We start from the raw sequence: 19,274 nt of genomic DNA, 5'->3' as shown, positions 1-19,274 counted from the left end.
TCTCAGGTGGAAAATGCTAATTTAAATAATAGCATATAAAATAGGGTGTTTTTTACTATAAAAATTACTTTTTTTGAAAAAAATAGCGCAACATTACAATTTACCATCGTAATGTTGCGCCATTTGTTCTTTTTACCCCTTTTATAGAAGAAAGTTCACGTATGAATTGTAATAGTGCTAAATCTTTCTGTTTACTTTCAATCATAATATCGAAATTATGATTTATTTTTTTTGCGATGTGTAAGAACGGCTTAATAAACTCTAAATCAATATATTCAGCGTGAGCCCTAAATTCTTTTTCTGATCTAGGAGAAGAAATGTGAACTTTTGGCGGGATGTTTGTGTGTGACCAAGTTTCAAAAATCGCAGGTAGTAGCTCTTCCAGTGGTTCCTCGCAAAGATTAGCCATATGATGATGATAATCAAATACAAAAGGAATATTTTCTTTTTGGCAAATAGATAAAGTTTCAGAAGTTGTATATGTTTTATCATCATTTTCAAGAGTCATTTGTTTTTTTGTATGTGTAGGAAGTTTTTTTATGTTTTCATGGAAACGTTCAATTGCTTTTTCCTTATTTCCATAGGCCCCACCAACATGGATATTAATGTAAGAAGAATCGGCAACTCCTATCGCATCTAATACTTTGTAATGATAGTTCATATCTGTAATAGCGTTAGTTGTAATATGTGGCTTGTCGCTTGTGAATAATGTAAATTGATTTGGATGAAAGCTTACTCGTAAATTGTGTTCTCGAATTAATGCCCCTATTTTACGCCAAAGTGGTGTGAATGCTTCAATATAATCAAACTCAACTTCAGGGTGTGTTGCAAGTGGAACGATAGAAGACGATAGGCGATATAGTGGGATTTCATGCGCTATATTGTAATGAAGGATACGTATTGTATGTTCAAGATTTTGTTTTGTAACATGGTACAATTTATCCTCGCGCTCTTGTTTATTAAGTTTTTTGAAACTGGTAAACGTTATTGTTTTGGCAGGAGAACAGTCCCACAATGCCATTGCATGTGAGACATATCCCAATCTTATAATCATATGTGCTATACCTCTTTTATTCCCTTTCCTATAGGAAGAAAGCAACGATTGTTCCTATCCATTCTTTTCCTCTATCAATAAGAGAACGGGGGCTGACATCTTCAAAGGAAAGTAATGATGCATTTTCTAGATCTTCATGGAATTTATTTTTTACTGTTTGGATGAAATGTTTATTGTATAAAAGGCAGTTAATTTCATGGTTACTATATAAACTTCTCATATCAAAATTTGCAGTTCCGATATCACAGATTTCATCGTCTACTATAATAATTTTTGCGTGAAAAAACCCTTGTTGAAATGCGTAAATATCACAACCAGCCTGTATTAATTTTCGGCAGTACGGGAATTTTGCCTCTCGAACAAGGGCGTGATCAGCCTTTTCTGGAACGAGAATCGTGATGTGAACCCCTCTTTCATGTGCTTTTAATAGAGCACTCATAATTTTTTTGCCAGGAATGAAATAAGGTGTACCGATAAAGAGTTCTTTTTTTGCATTTTTAATTAAATGTAAAAAAGTATGTTGTAAATAGGCTCCATCAGTCGGAACGAATTGGTGTAGGATAGTACCTGGTTGTTGTTTCGGAAAATAAAGAGAAACCTCCAATAGATTTTCATTTGTATCATCTAACCAGTCATGCAAAAATTGCTTTTGTAAATCTTGAACACCTTCTCCTGTAAGACGTAAATGATAGTCTCTCCATAGTCCTAATCGCTCATTATGCCCTAAGTACTCCTCGCCGATATTAAAGCCCCCGATATAACCGATTTTCCCATCAATGACTGTAATTTTTCTATGATTTCTTTGGTTTGCAGAAAAGAAAGGGAAAGGGAATTTAACTTTATGACAAAAAGAAAAAGAGACACCATGTTTTTGGAGGGAACGGATTGCTTCGTTTGATAAATAATGGCTACCAAATCGATCGAGTAAAAGTCTTACTTCAATTCCTTCCTGTGCTTTATCAATAAGTAACTTTAAAAACTGACGACTAATCTTATCGTTTTTTACAATGAAGAATAAAACGTGTACGTGGTGCTTTGCTTGTTTTATGTCAGTAAATAAATCATCATATAAATCTTTTCCATATGTATAAAGATGAAAATCACTTTGACGTAAAGGGAAAGTGCGAGGGCGCACACGTTTCAAATGAAGGCGTCTCCCATATAAAAAATCAATTGTAATCCAAAGCGTAATGCATATTAACAAGAGAGATAAGAAGAACATGAGTGAATTCCCTCCTTTGCCTCGCTATTTGCGGGCAGTAAGCCTCCCAGTTCAAAATTAGGTTAAAGCAAAGAAGTTGGGGGAGATCAACGGCCCTCATTGCTTAAAGTTTCACTTTATAGTTTCACCGAAATAAACAGCTTTATTAAAAAATATGTTGTTGTATAACAAAAAACTGTTGACTGAATGCTCACTCATTATATAATGAAGATAGGGGAAAAAAATTCAGAAAATTATATGTTTTTGAAGATTCTAAAAAAGAAAGAGGGCTTACAAAGAGAGGGGTAGCATAAAAATGAATAGCTTACTGATCATTAATTGGCTGGCTGCCATTGCTGTTATTGCTTATGCGGGATATTTGTTTGTGTATCTTATACGAACGAGGATGGCCTACATACAATTAGGAAAAAAGATTGAATTTGATCGTCGTTTTAAAGAGCGTTGGGATCTTCTTAAAGTTAATGTTTTCGGTCAGAAAAAGCTGCTGAAAGATAAAAAGAGCGGCATTATTCACGTTATGTTCTTTTACGGATTTATTCTTGTCCAATTTGGAGCAATTGACTTCGTTTGGAAAGGACTCGCACCAGGATCACATCTTCCACTTGGACCACTATACCCTGCATTTACATTCTTCCAGGAAATTGTCACACTTGTAATTTTAATTGCAGTCTTTTGGGCTTTTCATAGACGCTATGTTGAAAAGCTTGTTCGTTTAAAACGTAACTTTAAATCGGGCCTTGTTCTTATTTTTATCGGAGGCTTAATGGTTTCTGTACTACTTGGTAACGGTATGGGACTTATATGGCATGGCGAGGAGCTTTCATGGAGTGAACCAATCGCTTCTGCAATCGCTTACGTTTTTGGTGGGATAAATGAAACCGTAGCCATTTCGGTGTTCTATTTCTCTTGGTGGGTGCATTTACTAATCTTGTTAACATTTTTAGTGTATGTTCCACAATCAAAACATGCGCATTTAATTGCGGGACCAGCTAATGTATTCTTCGGTCGTCTTTCAAACCCAGGGAAGCTTGAAAAGATTGATTTTGAAGATGAAACGCAAGAAACATTTGGTGTTGGTAAAATTGAAGACTTTAGACAAAATCAACTTATTGATTTATACGCTTGTGTAGAGTGTGGTCGCTGTACAAATATGTGTCCAGCAACAGGCACAGGAAAAATGCTATCGCCGATGGACTTGATTTTAAAGCTTCGTGATCATTTAACTGATAAAGGAGCTGCGGTAACATCAAAAGCACCGTGGGTTCCAGTAGTGGCTTTTAATAATACACAAGGAAATCAGTTAGCGATGATGGCAGCTGGAAAAGGGCAACAAGAATCAGCGGCTACAACACTCGCTTACGATCCGAGTTTAATCGGAGATGTTATTACAGAAGAAGAAATCTGGGCATGTACAACGTGTCGTAACTGTGAAGATCAATGTCCAGTTATGAATGAACATGTTGACAAAATTATTGATTTACGCCGTTATCTCGTTTTAACAGAAGGAAAAATGGACGCGGAAGCACAACGCGCGATGACAAACATTGAACGTCAAGGAAATCCGTGGGGTCTGAACCGTAAAGAGCGCGAAACATGGCGCCAAGGTGATGACGAAGTAACAGTTCCAACAGTAAAAGAAAAATCAAAAGCTGGTGAAGAATTCGAGTATTTATTCTGGGTTGGTTCAATGGGATCATACGACAATCGTAGTCAGAAGATTGCGATATCGTTTGCGAAGTTAATGAACGAAGCAGGCATTTCATTCGCGATTCTCGGTAATAAAGAAAAGAATTCTGGAGATACACCGCGCCGCCTTGGAAATGAATTTGTATTCCAAGAGATGGCGACAAAGAATATTGAAGAATTTGAAAAGGCAGGAGTGAAGAAAATCGTTACGATTGATCCTCATGCTTATAACACATTTAAAAATGAGTATCCGGACTTTGGTTTACAAGCAGAAGTCTATCATCATACAGAATTGTTAGCTCAGTGGGTGAAAGAAGGTCGCTTAAAGCCTGTTCACGCTATTGAGGAAACAGTTACGTACCATGATTCCTGTTACTTAGGAAGATACAACGAAGTGTACGAAGCGCCGCGTGATATTTTGAAAGCGATTCCTGGAGTGAATCTTGTAGAGATGGCACGAAATCGCGAAACTGGAATGTGCTGTGGCGCAGGTGGCGGTTTAATGTGGATGGAAGAAACAACAGGTTCACGTATTAACGTTGCTCGTACAGAGCAAGCATTAGCTGTACAGCCATCCATTATCGGTACAGGATGTCCTTATTGCTTAACAATGATTAGTGATGGTACGAAAGCGAAAGAAGTTGAAGAGAAAGTTCAAACTCTCGATGTAACAGAGATTTTAGAACGCTCAGTTATTGGACAGAAGAAAGAAGCAATCTAGTTTGTAGGAATGCATACAACTTTAGAAAGAGGTGCAATCATTGCACCTCTTCTCAACGTAGGAACACCGAGCGCGCGCTCAGTGATAAAAAGAAATGGGGGAAAGAGGAATGAGTAAAACAGTTATTTTAAGTGCAGCAAGAACACCGGTTGGGAAATTTGGAGGAACTTTAAAAGATGTGAAAGCAACGGAACTTGGAGGAATTGCAATTAAAGCGGCGCTTGAAAGAGCAAATGTTTCTGCTAGTGATGTTGAGGAAGTTATATTTGGAACGGTTATTCAAGGTGGACAGGGGCAAATTCCATCGCGCCAAGCGGCGAGGGCTGCTGGAATCCCTTGGGAAGTGCAGACGGAAACAGTGAATAAAGTTTGTGCATCAGGGCTTCGTGCGGTTACGTTAGCGGATCAAATTATTCGTACTGGCGATCAATCATTGATTGTAGCTGGTGGTATGGAGTCGATGAGTAACAGTCCTTACATTTTACGTGGGGCAAGATGGGGATACAGAATGGGCAACAACGAAGTTATCGATTTAAACGTTGCAGACGGTTTAACATGCGCATTTTCAGGTATACACATGGGTGTTTATGGCGGAGAAGTTGCGAAGGAAGATGGAATTTCTCGCGAAGCGCAAGATGAATGGGCATATCGTAGCCATCAGCGTGCGGTTGCTGCACACAAAGAAGGCCGTTTTGAAGCGGAAATTGTGCCAGTAACGATTCCACAAAGAAAAGGCGATCCTATCGTTGTTGCAAAGGATGAAGCGCCACGCGCGGATACAACGGTTGAAAAGTTAGCAAAATTAAAGCCTGTATTTGATAAGACGGCAGCAGTGACAGCTGGTAATGCTCCTGGCCTAAATGATGGCGGTGCTGCACTTGTATTAATGAGCGAGGACAGAGCGAAGCAAGAAGGAAGAACGCCATTAGCGACAATTTTAGCGCATACGGCAATCGCGGTAGAATCAAAGGATTTCCCAAGAACACCAGGCTATGCAATTAACGCATTGTTGAAAAAAACAGGCAAGACAATTGAAGATATCGATTTATTTGAGATTAATGAAGCATTTGCAGCGGTAGCAATTGCAAGTACAGATATTGCGGGAATTGACCCAGAAAAATTGAATGTAAATGGCGGCGCAGTGGCGATGGGACATCCAATTGGGGCAAGCGGAGCGCGTATTATCGTTACACTAATCCATGCACTTAAGCAGCGCGGCGGCGGAATTGGCATTGCTTCAATTTGTAGTGGTGGCGGTCAAGGTGACGCAGTGATGATTGAAGTTCATTAATTTTAGAATCTATATCGTTTATTAACAATTAAGGGGGAAGAAGAAATGGGTGTACAAAAAATTGTTGTAATTGGTGCAGGACAAATGGGATCGGGAATCGCACAAGTGTGTGCAATGGCAGGATATGACGTGAAGGTTCAAGATTTAAAACAAGAGCAATTAGATAGAGGGCTGGCTATCATTACGAAAAACTTAGCACGCCAAGTAGAAAAAGGACGTATGAAAGAAGAAGAGAAGGAAGCGACGTTAAATCGTCTTACAGTAACGCTTGATTTAGATTGTGTGAAAGAAGCTGATCTTATTATTGAAGCGGCTGTTGAGAAAATGGATATTAAAAAGAAAATTTTTGCGAATCTAGATGAAATCGCACCGGATCATGCCATTTTAGCGACGAATACGTCATCGTTGCCAATTACAGAAATTGCAGCGGTAACGAAACGTCCAGAAAAAGTAATCGGTATGCACTTTATGAATCCAGTTCCTGTTATGAAGCTTGTTGAAATTATTCGTGGTTTAGCTACGGATGATGCGGTATACGAAACGATTGAAGACATTACGAAGAAAATTGGGAAAGTTCCAGTTGAAGTAAATGATTTCCCAGGGTTTGTATCGAACCGTATTTTATTACCGATGATTAACGAAGCAATTTATACGTTATATGAAGGTGTAGCGACGAAAGAAGCGATTGATGAAGTAATGAAACTTGGTATGAATCATCCGATGGGACCTCTAACGTTAGCTGATTTTATCGGTTTAGACACATGTTTATACATTATGGAAGTGTTGCATGAAGGATTAGGAGATAGTAAATATCGCCCATGTCCATTATTACGTAAGTACGTAAATGCAGGATGGTTAGGACGTAAAACAGGCCGTGGTTTCTACGTTTACGAATAAATTCCTCCCTTTATTAAAATAGTGGTCTTACCAAATTGTTTAAAAGATATATAGCAAATGGAGGCGAAGTATATGAATTTTCATTTTACTGAAGAGCAGCAAATGATGAGGAAAATGGTTCGAGATTTTGCACAGAAAGAAATAGCTCCCTTTGTTCCTAGTATGGAACAAGGGGTGTTCCCGAAAGAAATTTTGCAAAAGATGGGTGAGCTTGGGTTAATGGGTATTCCAGCGCCTGCGAAATACGGCGGCGCAGAAATGGATTTCATTTCTTACATTTTAGCAATTGAAGAGATCTCAAAGGTAAGCGCAACGGTTGGTGTAATTTTAGCTGTACATACGTCAGTTGGTATGAATCCGATTTTATATTTCGGAACAGAAGAACAGAAGCAGAAATACGTTTCTAAACTTGCGACTGGTGAATATTTAGGTGCATTTGCATTAACAGAACCAAATGCAGGATCGGATGCAGGGAGTTTGAAGTCAAGAGCTGTAAAAAAAGACGATCACTACATTATTAATGGATCGAAAGTATTTATTACAAATGGGGGCGAAGCAAGTACATATATTGTATTCGCTTCTACAAATCCAGAGGCAGGAAAAAGTGGTATTTCCGCATTCATAGTAGAGAAAGATACGCCTGGTTTAATTATAGGAAAAGACGAGCATAAGATGGGGCTTCTTGGTTCACGCACAGTACAACTTACGTTTGAAGATATGAAAGTGCCAGCTGAGAATTTACTTGGGGAAGAAGGACAAGGATTCAAGGTGGCGATGGCGAATTTAGATGTTGGACGAATTGGAATCGGTGCACAGGCGTTAGGAATTGCTGAAGCAGCGCTTACATGTGCGATTGATTATGCAAAAGAACGAGAGCAATTTGGGAAGCCGATTGCGGCGCAGCAAGGGATTGGCTTCAAACTTGCAGATATGGCGACAAATGTGGAGGCTGCACGCTTACTTGTATATAGAGCTGCATCGCTTAGAGCACAAGGGTTACCGTGCGGGAAAGAAGCGTCTATTGCAAAATTATTCGCTTCTAAGACGGCAGTTGAAGTTTCGATTGAAGCGGTGCAAGTATTTGGTGGTTACGGTTATACGAAAGATTATCCAGTAGAGCGATTTTTCCGTGATGCGAAGATCACACAAATTTATGAAGGAACGAGTGAAATACAAAAACTTGTTATTAGCCGTGCTTTATAAAAGGACGAGGGGGAGACGGAGATGCATTTTAAACTATCAGAAGAACATGAAATGATAAGAAAAATGGTTCGAGACTTTGCTAAAAACGAAGTAGCACCAACAGCAGCGCAGCGTGATGAGGAAGAGAGATTTGATCGTGCTTTATTTGATCAAATGGCAGAGCTTGGCTTGACAGGTATCCCATGGCCTGAAGAGTACGGCGGAATTGGAAGCGATTACTTGGCGTACGTAATTGCAATTGAAGAGTTATCTCGCGTTTGTGCCTCTACAGGGGTAACACTGTCTGCGCATACTTCACTTGCTGGATGGCCAATTTTTAAATTCGGAACGGAAGAGCAAAAGCAAAAGTTTTTGCGACCGATGGCTGAAGGGACGAAAATTGGTGCATATGGTTTAACTGAGACAGGATCTGGATCGGACGCTGGTGGAATGAAGACAATTGCAAAAAGAGATGGAGACCATTACGTATTAAATGGATCGAAAATCTTTATTACAAATGGCGGCATTGCCGATATTTATGTTGTTTTTGCGCTAACAGATCCTGAATCGAAGCAGCGCGGTACGAGTGCATTTATTGTAGAAAGTGATACACCAGGATTTTCAGTTGGGAAGAAAGAAAGTAAGTTAGGGATTCGCTCTTCGCCAACGACTGAAATTATGTTTGAAGATTGCCGTATTCCTGTAGAGAACTTACTTGGAGAAGAAGGGCAAGGATTTAAGATTGCGATGCAAACATTAGATGGCGGTCGTAATGGTATTGCGGCGCAAGCGGTTGGTATTGCACAAGGGGCTTTAGATGCTTCTGTAGAATATGCAAGAGAGCGCCATCAGTTTGGGAAGCCGATTGCGGCGCAGCAAGGGATTGGCTTTAAACTTGCGGATATGGCAACGGATATAGAGGCGGCGCGCCTTTTAACATATCAAGCAGCTTGGCTTGAATCGGAAGGGCTTCCGTATGGGAAAGAATCAGCGATGTCAAAAGTATTTGCAGGTGATACCGCGATGAAGGTGACGACGGAAGCGGTACAAGTATTTGGTGGTTACGGTTATACGAAAGATTATCCAGTAGAGCGTTATATGCGAGATGCAAAAATCACACAGATTTATGAAGGAACACAAGAGATTCAAAGGCTTGTAATTTCTCGTATGTTAACGAAGTAGGAACGAAAGCGTAGGTATTTTCCTACGCTTTTTCCTTCCAAAAAATAATAGAGAGAGGTGAAGGGGATGGTTAAACATAACGTACATGCATCAGTAAAAGATGAGAAGTTAGTTGCGTTAAGGCGTGAACAAATGATTAAAGGTGCGGTGCAATTGTTTAAGCAAAAAGGATTTCCGCGTACAACAACGAGAGAAATTGCGAAGGCGGCGGGCTTTAGTATTGGAACACTTTATGAATATATTCGTACAAAAGATGATGTTTTATATTTAGTTTGTGATAGTATTTATGAACATGTAAAAGAACGGTTAGAGGAAGTAGTGTGTACAGAGAAGGGAAGTATAGAAAGTTTAAAGATAGCGATAACGAATTATTTTAAGGTTATGGACGAATTGCAAGAAGAAGTATTAATTATGTATCAAGAAGTACGTTTTTTACCGAAAGAATCTCTTCCATACGTATTAGAAAAAGAGTTTCAAATGGTAGGGATGTTTGAAAATATTTTAGAACAGTGTACAGAAAACGGAACATTTACATTAAATAATAAGGAAATACAGCTTCTTGCACATAATATTTTCATACAAGGACAAATGTGGGGATTTAGACGCTGGGCCTTGCAAAAATTATATACGCTCGAGGAATATACAGAAATGCAAATTAGGTATGTGTTGCAGGGGGCTCATATGCTTCCGAAATAAGGAACGGACAAATTATAATTTTATTGCCATATAAAAGTTTCCCGTTTTTTTTGTAGCATATTTGTGCGACTTTTGTTTATAATGAATAGTATGGATTTTTTTAAGCAGACCGTTATATATAAGGTTATATTTGATGAAAGGAAGTGCCGCATAAGTGAATTTTAAGCAATATTCACCAGAAGAGCTAAAAGAATGTTCAATGATTGAAGTTGTACATAGCGTTTTAGGGGATAAAAGACAAGCAACGACATTCAACGAGTTGGTTCAAGAAATCGCTCAAGTGCTGGGACTATCTCAAGAGCAAGTTAATGCGAAACTCGCACAATTTTATACAGATTTAAACATCGATGGACGTTTCATTAATTTAGGAGAAAATCGTTGGGGGCTACGCAGCTGGTACCCATATGAGCAAATTGATGAAGAAATCTTACCACAACCAAAACCGAAGAAGAAACGTAAAGTTGAAGAAGACGGTTTTGACGACTACATTGAAGAAGATGAAGACTTTGACGATGCAGACGGAAATGCAGATGAAGAAGATGATGTAGAAGATTTGGACAAGGTTCTTGAAGATGAAGACGGAGATGACGACGATCTTGATGATTTAGATGAAGATGATGAAGACTTCGCTGAAGAAGAACTTGAGTACGATGAAACTGAAGAAGAAGAAGAGGAAGAACTGTAGTTCTTGACTTTTCATTATCGTCCATGTAGAATCATTTTTGGGCTCTTTAAAAAAGGACGATAATACTTTTAAAGTGTAAATATAAAAGAAAATTGCTCCCTACTTATTACTTTATGTGATGAGGGGAGCAATTTTCTTTTTTGTTTTTTGTTTAGAAAATAAAAAGAGCCTAACAATAAGATAGATACAGTGTTATCTACATACGTTGCGCTTTGCAACGGTGATTATATAACAGCAAAGTAGAAGGGAGCTTTTTCATGACTAAGTATATTTTTGTAACAGGCGGTGTAGTATCGTCTTTAGGTAAAGGTATTACAGCAGCATCTCTTGGAAGACTATTAAAAAACCGTGGGTTAAACGTAACGATTCAAAAGTTTGATCCATACATTAACGTAGACCCAGGGACTATGAGCCCATACCAACACGGTGAGGTATTCGTAACAGATGATGGCGCAGAAACTGACTTAGACCTTGGTCACTATGAGCGTTTCATCGACATTAACTTAAACAAATACAGCAACGTAACAACAGGTAAAATTTACTCTTCAGTTCTTCAAAAAGAGCGTCGTGGTGAATACTTAGGAGGAACAGTTCAAGTTATTCCTCACATTACTAATGAAATTAAAGAACGTGTATACCGTTCTGGTCGCGAAACAAATGCGGACGTTGTTATTACAGAAATCGGTGGAACTGTTGGTGATATCGAGTCTCTACCATTCTTAGAAGCAATCCGTCAAATTAAGAGCGACATCGGTCGTGACAATGTAATGTACATTCACTGTACGTTAATCCCGTACTTAAAAGCAGCGGGTGAAATGAAAACAAAACCAACGCAACATAGCGTTAAAGAGCTTCGCAGCTTAGGTATTCAACCAAATATTATCGTTGTTCGTACAGAACTGCCTGTTTCTCAAGATATGAAAGACAAGCTTGCATTATTCTGTGACATCGATACAAAAGCAGTTATCGAAGCGCGCGATGCAGATACTTTATATGCAGTTCCATTATCTCTTCAAGAGCAAAATATGGACCAAATCGTTTGTGATCACTTAAAATTAGACAATCCAGCTGCAGATATGACAGAGTGGACTGCGCTAGTTGATAAAGTACGTAACCTTTCTAAGAAAACAAAAATCGCTCTTGTTGGTAAGTATGTAGAACTTCAAGATGCATACATTTCTGTTGTAGAAGCACTTCGTCATGCAGGTTACTCTTTCGATACAGATGTAGAAGTGAAATGGGTAAATGCTGAGCACGTAACAGCAGAAAATGTACAAGAATTAGTAGGAGACACAGATGGTATCCTTGTACCAGGTGGCTTCGGCGATCGTGGTGTAGAAGGTAAAATCGTTGCAATTCAATACGCTCGTGAAAATAAAGTTCCATTCTTAGGAATTTGCTTAGGTATGCAACTTGCATCAATCGAATTCGCACGTAACGTATTAGGATTAGAAGGAGCTAACTCTTCTGAAATTAATCCTGACACACCTTATGCAATCATCGACTTATTACCAGAACAAAAAGATGTAGAAGACTTAGGTGGTACACTTCGTCTTGGTCTATATCCATGTAAGCTTTCTGAAGAAACAAATGCTTACAGAGCTTACAGTGAGCCGGTTGTATATGAGCGTCATCGTCATCGTTATGAGTTCAACAATCAATTCCGTCCGGATATGGAAAAAGCAGGATTTGTATTCTCTGGTACAAGCCCAGACGGCCGTCTAGTTGAAATCATTGAATTAAAAGATCACCCTTGGTTCGTGGCAGCACAGTTCCACCCAGAACTTGTATCTCGTCCAAACCGCCCACAACCATTGTTCCATGATTTCGTAAGTGCTTCTATTACGAATAAAGAGAGCAAGTAATAAAAAAAGCGCCTGATTTCAGGCGCTTTTTTTAATATTCGTTTAACATTTCATCAATTGTAAATTTAATTCCGTGATAAGCAAATAAAGCTACAATTAAACTTGGGAATCCGTAGCGGTTACCTTCATCGTCTGGAATAAGACCTTTTAACAGTTTTGTATCAATATGTACATCTGTATATTGCTCTAATGATTCAGTACCTTCTTGAATAGCAGAGATGCCGACAATAGAGTGTCCATCTGCTTGAAGTTTTTTTGCGATTGCTATAACTTCTTCATCTGTTGAAAAACGGCTAATAAGAAGTACACGATCTGCAGAAGTTACTTCTACTTCTTTCCCATTTTCAAATAATCGTTTTGCTTGCTTCATTGGTTCAGCACCGAATAGCGCTTCAGCAACAACGCCCTCCATTTCATTTGTACCATGTAAATAAATGTAACCATCGCCAACTAGTGCTTGAGCAAGTAGACGAGCACTATCCTCTATATTCATTTCCTCTTTTTGAGAAACTCTGGAGAAATAACCACTTAATTGAGTTGAAAAAATTTTTAACATAATGTTACTCCTTTCGTACGTGTTTGCCGGTTTTCATTATAGTTTATTTTTTTAGAAAGGTGAAATCGTAGGTGGCATAACGAAATAGGAAACGGTAAAATAAGAAAGAATAGGAAGGAATTTGGCAAAGAATAGCGAAAATAAATCGATAAGATATAAGAAGCTGTAAATCTTGTACTTACACAGAAAGGTTGGGAGTTATGGAAGGGAAAATTTTAATCGTTGATGATCAATATGGCATTCGTGTGTTATTACATGAAGTGTTCCAAAAAGAAGGTTATCAGACGTTCCAAGCAGCGAATGGTTTTCAAGCTTTAGATATCGTGAAAAAAGACAATCCAGATTTAGTCGTATTAGATATGAAAATTCCAGGTATGGATGGTATAGAGATTTTAAAACATGTAAAGGAAATTGATGAGAGTATTAAAGTAATTTTAATGACTGCTTATGGAGAGCTTGATATGATCCAAGAAGCAAAAGATTTAGGAGCTTTAATGCACTTTGCCAAACCATTTGATATTGATGAAATTCGTCAAGCGGTGAGAGATCAGCTTGCTGTAGAGGCATAAAAAATGAATTTTTTATAAAAAATATGGAAAAAAGCGTTTACATGGACTATTGTGCAGGTGAATACGGTTGAGTTTTTGAGTACAAGTTGTTATCCTATGGAGTGTAGAAAAAAGTCCGGTATGTAGATATACATATTTTACCTTATCCTGGTCATACTACCAGCGATAAGAACTTATCGGATACAAAAAACGTTTTTTAGGAGGATTCACCATGCCTTTAGTTTCTATGAAAGAAATGCTAAACAAAGCACTAGAAGGAAAATACGCAGTTGGTCAATTCAACATGAACAACTTAGAGTGGACTCAAGCTATCTTAGCTGCTGCGGAAGAAGAAAAATCTCCTGTAATCCTAGGTGTATCTGAGGGTGCAGCTCGTCATATGACTGGTTTCAAAACAGTTGTAGCTATGGTTAAAGCTTTAATCGAAGAAATGAACATTTCTGTTCCTGTAGCGATTCACCTTGACCATGGTTCAAGCTTTGAAAAGTGTAAAGAAGCAATCGATGCAGGTTTCACATCTGTAATGATCGACGCTTCTCACCACCCATTCGAAGAAAACGTTGAAACTACTAAAAAAGTAGTAGAATACGCACACGCTCGTAACGTATCTGTTGAAGCTGAGCTTGGAACAGTTGGCGGACAAGAAGACGACGTAATCGCTGAAGGCGTAATTTACGCTGATCCTGCAGAGTGTAAACACCTTGTTGAAGCAACTGGCATCGACTGCCTAGCTCCAGCTTTAGGTTCTGTACACGGTCCTTACAAAGGTGAGCCTAACTTAGGATTCGCTGAAATGGAACAAGTTCGTGACTTCACTGGTGTACCTTTAGTATTACACGGTGGTACTGGTATCCCAACTGCTGATATCGTAAAAGCTATCTCTTTAGGTACTTCAAAAATCAACGTAAACACTGAGAACCAAATCGAGTTTACAAAAGCTGTTCGTGAAGTATTAAACAAAGACCAAGAAGTTTACGATCCTCGTAAATTTATCGGACCTGGCCGCGACGCTATCAAAGCAACTGTTGCTGGTAAAATGCGCGAATTCGGTTCTAACGGTAAAGCGTAAGAATAAAATTCCGTTTTGGAAACCGTCTACTCTTTTAGACGGTTTCCTTTCGTTGTATAATGAAAGCGTGAACAAGTCGAAAGATTTGATAAAGTGAATTTTTAAATCTTTAAATATAGAAAATAATGTGCATAGTCCTATTAATAAATGTGATAAGTATCTGATTTATAATTCGATGAATAGTTAACCTTCACCTATTTATACTACAGGGGCACTGTAGGTGATGGTTTTTAGGGTGGAAAGAGTAGTTGAGATTCTTAAGGGGAGCTTTCTATAAAGAAAATAGAAAGTAAATACATTCACAAGAAGGGAGCTCAATATGGAAAAATTGCTAATTGAAGGCGGAAGAGCTTTAAATGGAACAATTCGCGTGAGTGGTGCAAAGAACAGCGCCGTTGCACTAATTCCAGCGACAATTTTAGCAGATACTCCAGTAACTATTGGTGGTGTTCCTAATATTTCGGACGTGAAAATGCTAGGAGACTTACTAGAGGAAATTGGAGGGAAAGTAACTTATGGACAGGAGGAAGAGATGGTAGTCGATCCTTCTAATATGGTTGCGATGCCTTTGCCAAATGGAAAAGTGAAAAAATTACGCGCTTCTTATTATTTAATGGGTGCGATGCTTGGCCGCTTTAAAAAAGCTGTTATTGGGCTTCCGGGTGGATGTCATTTAGGACCAAGACCGATTGATCAGCATATTAAAGGTTTTGAAGCGCTAGGTGCACATGTTACAAATGAACAGGGTGCTATCTACTTAAGAGCAGATGAATTGCGCGGAGCACGTATTTATTTAGACGTTGTTAGCGTAGGGGCTACAATTAATATTATGTTAGCAGCTGTACGAGCGAAAGGTAGAACTGTTATTGAAAATGCAGCGAAAGAACCTGAGATTATTGATGTAGCTACCTTGTTGACGAGCATGGGAGCACGCATTAAAGGTGCTGGTACAGATGTAATCCGAATTGATGGTGTGGATTCACTGCACGGTTGTCATCATACAATTATTCCAGATCGTATTGAAGCGGGTACGTATATGATTTTAGGTGCTGCGTCAGGAGGAGAAGTAACAGTTGATAATGTTATTCCTCAGCATTTAGAGTCAGTTACGGCAAAGTTAAGAGAAGCTGGTGTCCAAGTTGAAACGAATGATGACCAAATTACAGTGAACGGTGATAGAAGATTAAAAGTAGTTGATATAAAAACGCTTGTATATCCAGGTTTCCCAACAGATTTACAACAGCCGTTTACAACACTTTTAACAAAGGCGCATGGAACGGGTGTTGTAACGGATACGATTTATGGCGCACGTTTTAAACATATCGATGAATTACGTCGTATGAATGCACAAATTAAAGTAGAAGGTCGTTCAGCTATTGTAACTGGCCCTGTTTTACTGCAAGGTGCAAAAGTGAAAGCAAGTGATTTGCGAGCTGGAGCTGCGCTTGTTATTGCGGGGTTAATGGCGGATGGCATTACAGAAGTAACCGGACTTGAGCATATTGATCGAGGTTACGAAAATATAGTAGACAAGCTTAAGGGGCTTGGTGCAAACATTTGGCGAGAGCAAATGACAAAGCAAGAGATTGAAGAAATGAAGAACGCTTAAAGTGGTGATACTTCCGTTAATGGGGAGCGAAGAATCATCATTAGCGGAAGTACATTTTATAGAAAAATCCGGTTCACAAAATACGGCAGAAATATTAGAGACTTAAAGGAGAGGGATTATCTTGGAAAGAAGTTTATCTATGGAGTTAGTACGTGTAACAGAGGCTGCAGCATTATCATCAGCGCGTTGGATGGGACGCGGGAAAAAAGATGAGGCAGACGGTGCAGCAACATCAGCTATGCGTGATGTATTTGATACAATTCCGATGAAAGGTACAGTTGTAATTGGTGAAGGTGAAATGGATGAAGCGCCAATGCTGTATATCGGAGAGAAATTAGGTACAGGATATGGTCCGCGCGTAGACGTTGCAGTTGATCCTTTAGAAGGGACAAACATCGTAGCAGCTGGCGGATGGAACGCACTTGCTGTTATTGCAATCGCAGATCACGGCAATTTGTTACATGCTCCTGACATGTACATGGATAAAATCGCGGTTGGCCCAGAAGCGGTTGGGGCAGTCGATATTGATGCGCCTATTATCGATAACTTACGTGCAGTTGCGAAAGCGAAAAATAAAGATATTGAAGATGTTGTAGCGACAGTTTTAAATCGTCCACGTCATCAAGCGATTATTGAAGAAATTCGTAAAGCTGGTGCTCGCATTAAATTGATTAATGATGGAGACGTAGCTGGCGCAATTAATACTGCATTTGATCGTACTGGTGTAGATATTTTATTCGGTTCTGGTGGTGCACCTGAGGGTGTATTAGCAGCAGTTGCATTGAAATGTTTAGGCGGCGAGATTCACGGAAAACTATTACCACAAAACGAAGCTGAATTAGCGCGTTGCAAAAAGATGGGCATAGAAGACATCAACCGTATCCTTCGCATGGAGGACTTAGTAAAAGGTGACGATGCAATCTTTGCAGCAACAGGTGTAACAGATGGAGAACTATTACGCGGTGTTCAATTTAAAGGTAGCGTAGGAACAACGCAATCCCTTGTTATGCGTGCGAAGTCAGGTACAGTACGCTTTGTAGACGGACGCCATAGCTTAAATAAAAAACCAAACTTGGTTATTAAATAAAAAGCGGAGGTGGCTTGCTCAGAAGGGGAAGGCATTGGAGCTCCTGACAAAGAGGCGTTTTGTGCCTCGTAGGAAGGGGTGAAATGACTGACCCTTCTAGCCACCGGAGCTGGATTAAATAAAAAGCGGAAGCAGCTTGTTAAGAATTGCAGGGCACTTCAAACGAGAGAGTGAAATGCCTTATCTATTCTCCCTTAAAATCAGGTGAGTAGAAAAAAGAAAGAAATATAAAAAGCGAAGACAAATTTTCTTGTCTTCGCTTCTTGTATTTGTGTTTCAACGTATTGATTAAAACTAGATAAAAGGGTTACAATAGTGAATATTACCCTACTTGAACTTATTGCCTTTCATTATTAATTATTTGCCTTCCGTATTTTTTCCCTTTACCCATTTGAAAAGAGAATAACGTTAAAGTGTGGTGTCTGAATGAATTTGTCAATTGCAGCATTAGAAAACATGAAATTAAAAGAATTATATGAGCTTGCGAAAGAATTTAAGATTTCGTATTATAGCAAGTTAACGAAAAAAGAGTTAATTTTTTCTATTTTGAAAGCCCGAGCAGAAAAAGAAGGTTTCTTTTTCATGGAAGGCGTATTAGAAATTATTCAATCAGAAGGATTTGGATTCCTACGTCCTATCAACTATTCTCCAAGCTCAGAAGATATTTATATCTCAGCTTCGCAAATCCGTCGTTTCGATTTACGTAATGGAGACAAAGTTTCTGGTAAAGTACGACCTCCGAAAGAAAATGAACGCTATTTTGGGTTATTACAAGTTGAAGCTGTAAACGGAGATGATCCAGATTCAGCAAAAGAGCGTGTGCATTTCCCTGCATTAACACCATTATACCCAGATCGCCAAATGAAATTGGAAACGGAACCGAAAAAGTTACCGACACGCATCATGGATTTAATCGCACCAGTTGGATTTGGACAACGTGGTTTAATTGTCGCGCCTCCAAAGGCTGGTAAAACTAGTCTATTAAAAGAAATCGCACACAGTGTTACAACAAATCATCCGGAAGCAGAATTAATTGTACTTTTAATTGATGAGCGTCCAGAGGAAGTAACAGATATTGAACGTTCTGTTAAAGGAGATGTTGTAAGTTCTACTTTTGATGAAGTACCAGAAAATCATATTAAAGTAGCTGAACTTGTGTTAGAACGTGCAATGCGTCTTGTAGAGCACAAAAAAGATGTTATCATTTTAATGGATAGTATTACCCGTTTAGCGCGAGCTTACAACCTTGTTATTCCACCAAGTGGTAGAACATTATCGGGTGGTATCGATCCAGCGGCCTTCCATAGACCGAAGCGTTTCTTTGGGGCAGCGCGTAATATTGAAGAGGGCGGTAGCTTAACTATTTTAGCAACAGCGCTTGTTGATACAGGATCTCGTATGGACGATGTAATTTACGAGGAGTTTAAAGGAACTGGAAATATGGAACTTCACTTAGATCGTTCATTAGCTGAACGTCGTATCTTCCCAGCGATTGATATTCGTCGTTCTGGTACACGTAAAGAAGATCTATTAATTCCGAAAGAACATTTAGACAAGTTATGGGGTATTCGTAAAACAATGCGTGATACACCAGACTTTGTTGAAGGTTTCTTGCGTAAGCTTCGTCAAACAAAGACAAATGAAGAATTTTTACAAAACATTGTTGCAGACTCGAAAAGATATGTAACAACTAAGTAAAGGGAAAAGATTGGGACTCGCTTATTTTTGTGGTAAGCGAGTTTTTTATGTTTTTCAGGTGATGTTAAAGAGAGATAAGTGGAAGGATATTGGTTGATTATAGTGGGAGCTGAATGAGCCGCCTGGGCTTTAAGGTAATATCCAGCTCCAGCGGCTACAATGGTCGGTGGTTTCGCGTCTTCCTACGAGGCAAAAGGCGCCTCTA

The 19,274-nt window shown here is 39.0% G+C and carries 15 protein-coding genes and 1 pseudogene; 13 read left to right on the top strand and 3 right to left on the bottom strand.

Translation table 11 applies throughout. The features are described 5' to 3' along the window. Nucleotides 1–100: 100 nt before the first annotated feature. Nucleotides 101–1,054, bottom strand: a complete 954-nt coding sequence (gene uvsE / locus BAQ48_RS08975) for a UV DNA damage repair endonuclease UvsE (RefSeq protein WP_071710805.1) — start codon at nt 1,052–1,054, stop codon at nt 101–103. Between the two features lie 28 nt (nt 1,055–1,082). Beyond that, on the bottom strand, nt 1,083–2,276 hold the full coding sequence (gene cls / locus BAQ48_RS08970) for a cardiolipin synthase (RefSeq protein WP_071710804.1): 1,194 nt from the start codon (nt 2,274–2,276) through the stop codon (nt 1,083–1,085). A gap of 295 nt (nt 2,277–2,571) precedes the next feature. Here cls and BAQ48_RS08965 point away from each other — a divergent pair, with 295 nt between their 5' ends. From BAQ48_RS08965 to pyrG, 8 genes and pseudogenes are all read left to right on the top strand, one after another. Further along, complete coding sequence (locus BAQ48_RS08965) at nt 2,572–4,683, top strand: (Fe-S)-binding protein (protein WP_001086780.1); 2,112 nt, start codon at nt 2,572–2,574, stop codon at nt 4,681–4,683. A gap of 9 nt (nt 4,684–4,692) precedes the next feature. After that, a pseudogene (locus tag BAQ48_RS08960) lies at nt 4,693–5,974 on the top strand (acetyl-CoA C-acetyltransferase). 45 nt (nt 5,975–6,019) lie between these two features. Then, complete coding sequence (locus BAQ48_RS08955) at nt 6,020–6,871, top strand: 3-hydroxybutyryl-CoA dehydrogenase (RefSeq protein ID WP_071710803.1); 852 nt, start codon at nt 6,020–6,022, stop codon at nt 6,869–6,871. 72 nt (nt 6,872–6,943) lie between these two features. Further along, nucleotides 6,944–8,074 (top strand): acyl-CoA dehydrogenase, encoded by a 1,131-nt coding sequence (locus BAQ48_RS08950; protein ID WP_071710802.1) that lies wholly within the window; start codon nt 6,944–6,946, stop codon nt 8,072–8,074. Between the two features lie 21 nt (nt 8,075–8,095). Further along, nucleotides 8,096–9,235: an acyl-CoA dehydrogenase AcdA gene (gene acdA / locus BAQ48_RS08945; RefSeq protein ID WP_071710801.1), complete on the top strand. Its 1,140-nt coding sequence runs from the start codon at nt 8,096–8,098 to the stop codon at nt 9,233–9,235. A gap of 66 nt (nt 9,236–9,301) precedes the next feature. Beyond that, entirely contained in the window at nt 9,302–9,931 is a 630-nt protein-coding gene (locus BAQ48_RS08940; RefSeq protein ID WP_071710800.1) for a TetR/AcrR family transcriptional regulator, read from the top strand. 154 nt (nt 9,932–10,085) lie between these two features. Further along, nucleotides 10,086–10,616: a DNA-directed RNA polymerase subunit delta gene (gene rpoE, locus BAQ48_RS08935; protein ID WP_071710799.1), complete on the top strand. Its 531-nt coding sequence runs from the start codon at nt 10,086–10,088 to the stop codon at nt 10,614–10,616. Between the two features lie 257 nt (nt 10,617–10,873). Continuing rightward, nucleotides 10,874–12,481, top strand: coding sequence for a CTP synthase (pyrG, locus tag BAQ48_RS08930; RefSeq protein WP_000170442.1), 1,608 nt, complete (start codon nt 10,874–10,876; stop codon nt 12,479–12,481). Nucleotides 12,482–12,512: 31 nt separating this feature from the next. Here the strand turns inward: pyrG and BAQ48_RS08925 are convergent, their stop codons facing one another. Then, nucleotides 12,513–13,037, bottom strand: coding sequence for a DUF2529 domain-containing protein (locus tag BAQ48_RS08925; RefSeq protein WP_071710798.1), 525 nt, complete (start codon nt 13,035–13,037; stop codon nt 12,513–12,515). A 200-nt stretch (nt 13,038–13,237) separates the two neighbouring features. Between BAQ48_RS08925 and spo0F the strand changes: the two genes are divergently transcribed. From spo0F to rho, 5 genes are all read left to right on the top strand, one after another. Next, on the top strand, nt 13,238–13,606 hold the full coding sequence (gene spo0F / locus BAQ48_RS08920) for a sporulation initiation phosphotransferase Spo0F (protein WP_000398592.1): 369 nt from the start codon (nt 13,238–13,240) through the stop codon (nt 13,604–13,606). 211 nt (nt 13,607–13,817) lie between these two features. Then, nucleotides 13,818–14,675 (top strand): class II fructose-bisphosphate aldolase, encoded by an 858-nt coding sequence (locus tag BAQ48_RS08915; RefSeq protein WP_001131847.1) that lies wholly within the window; start codon nt 13,818–13,820, stop codon nt 14,673–14,675. Between the two features lie 319 nt (nt 14,676–14,994). After that, nucleotides 14,995–16,284, top strand: a complete 1,290-nt coding sequence (murA, locus tag BAQ48_RS08910) for a UDP-N-acetylglucosamine 1-carboxyvinyltransferase (protein ID WP_000413252.1) — start codon at nt 14,995–14,997, stop codon at nt 16,282–16,284. 121 nt (nt 16,285–16,405) lie between these two features. After that, the gene (gene glpX, locus BAQ48_RS08905) at nt 16,406–17,371 is read left to right on the top strand and encodes a class II fructose-bisphosphatase (protein ID WP_000442336.1); all 966 of its coding nucleotides are present in this window, start codon (nt 16,406–16,408) and stop codon (nt 17,369–17,371) included. A gap of 426 nt (nt 17,372–17,797) precedes the next feature. Further along, nucleotides 17,798–19,069, top strand: a complete 1,272-nt coding sequence (rho, locus tag BAQ48_RS08900; protein WP_001053902.1) for a transcription termination factor Rho — start codon at nt 17,798–17,800, stop codon at nt 19,067–19,069. Nucleotides 19,070–19,274: the final 205 nt, after the last annotated feature.

The sequence above is a fragment of the Bacillus luti genome (assembly GCF_001884105.1).
Classification (GTDB): domain Bacteria; phylum Bacillota; class Bacilli; order Bacillales; family Bacillaceae_G; genus Bacillus_A; species Bacillus_A luti.
The sequence above is the reverse complement of the archived record's forward strand: the minus strand, read 5'-3'. Positions and strand labels throughout refer to the sequence as shown.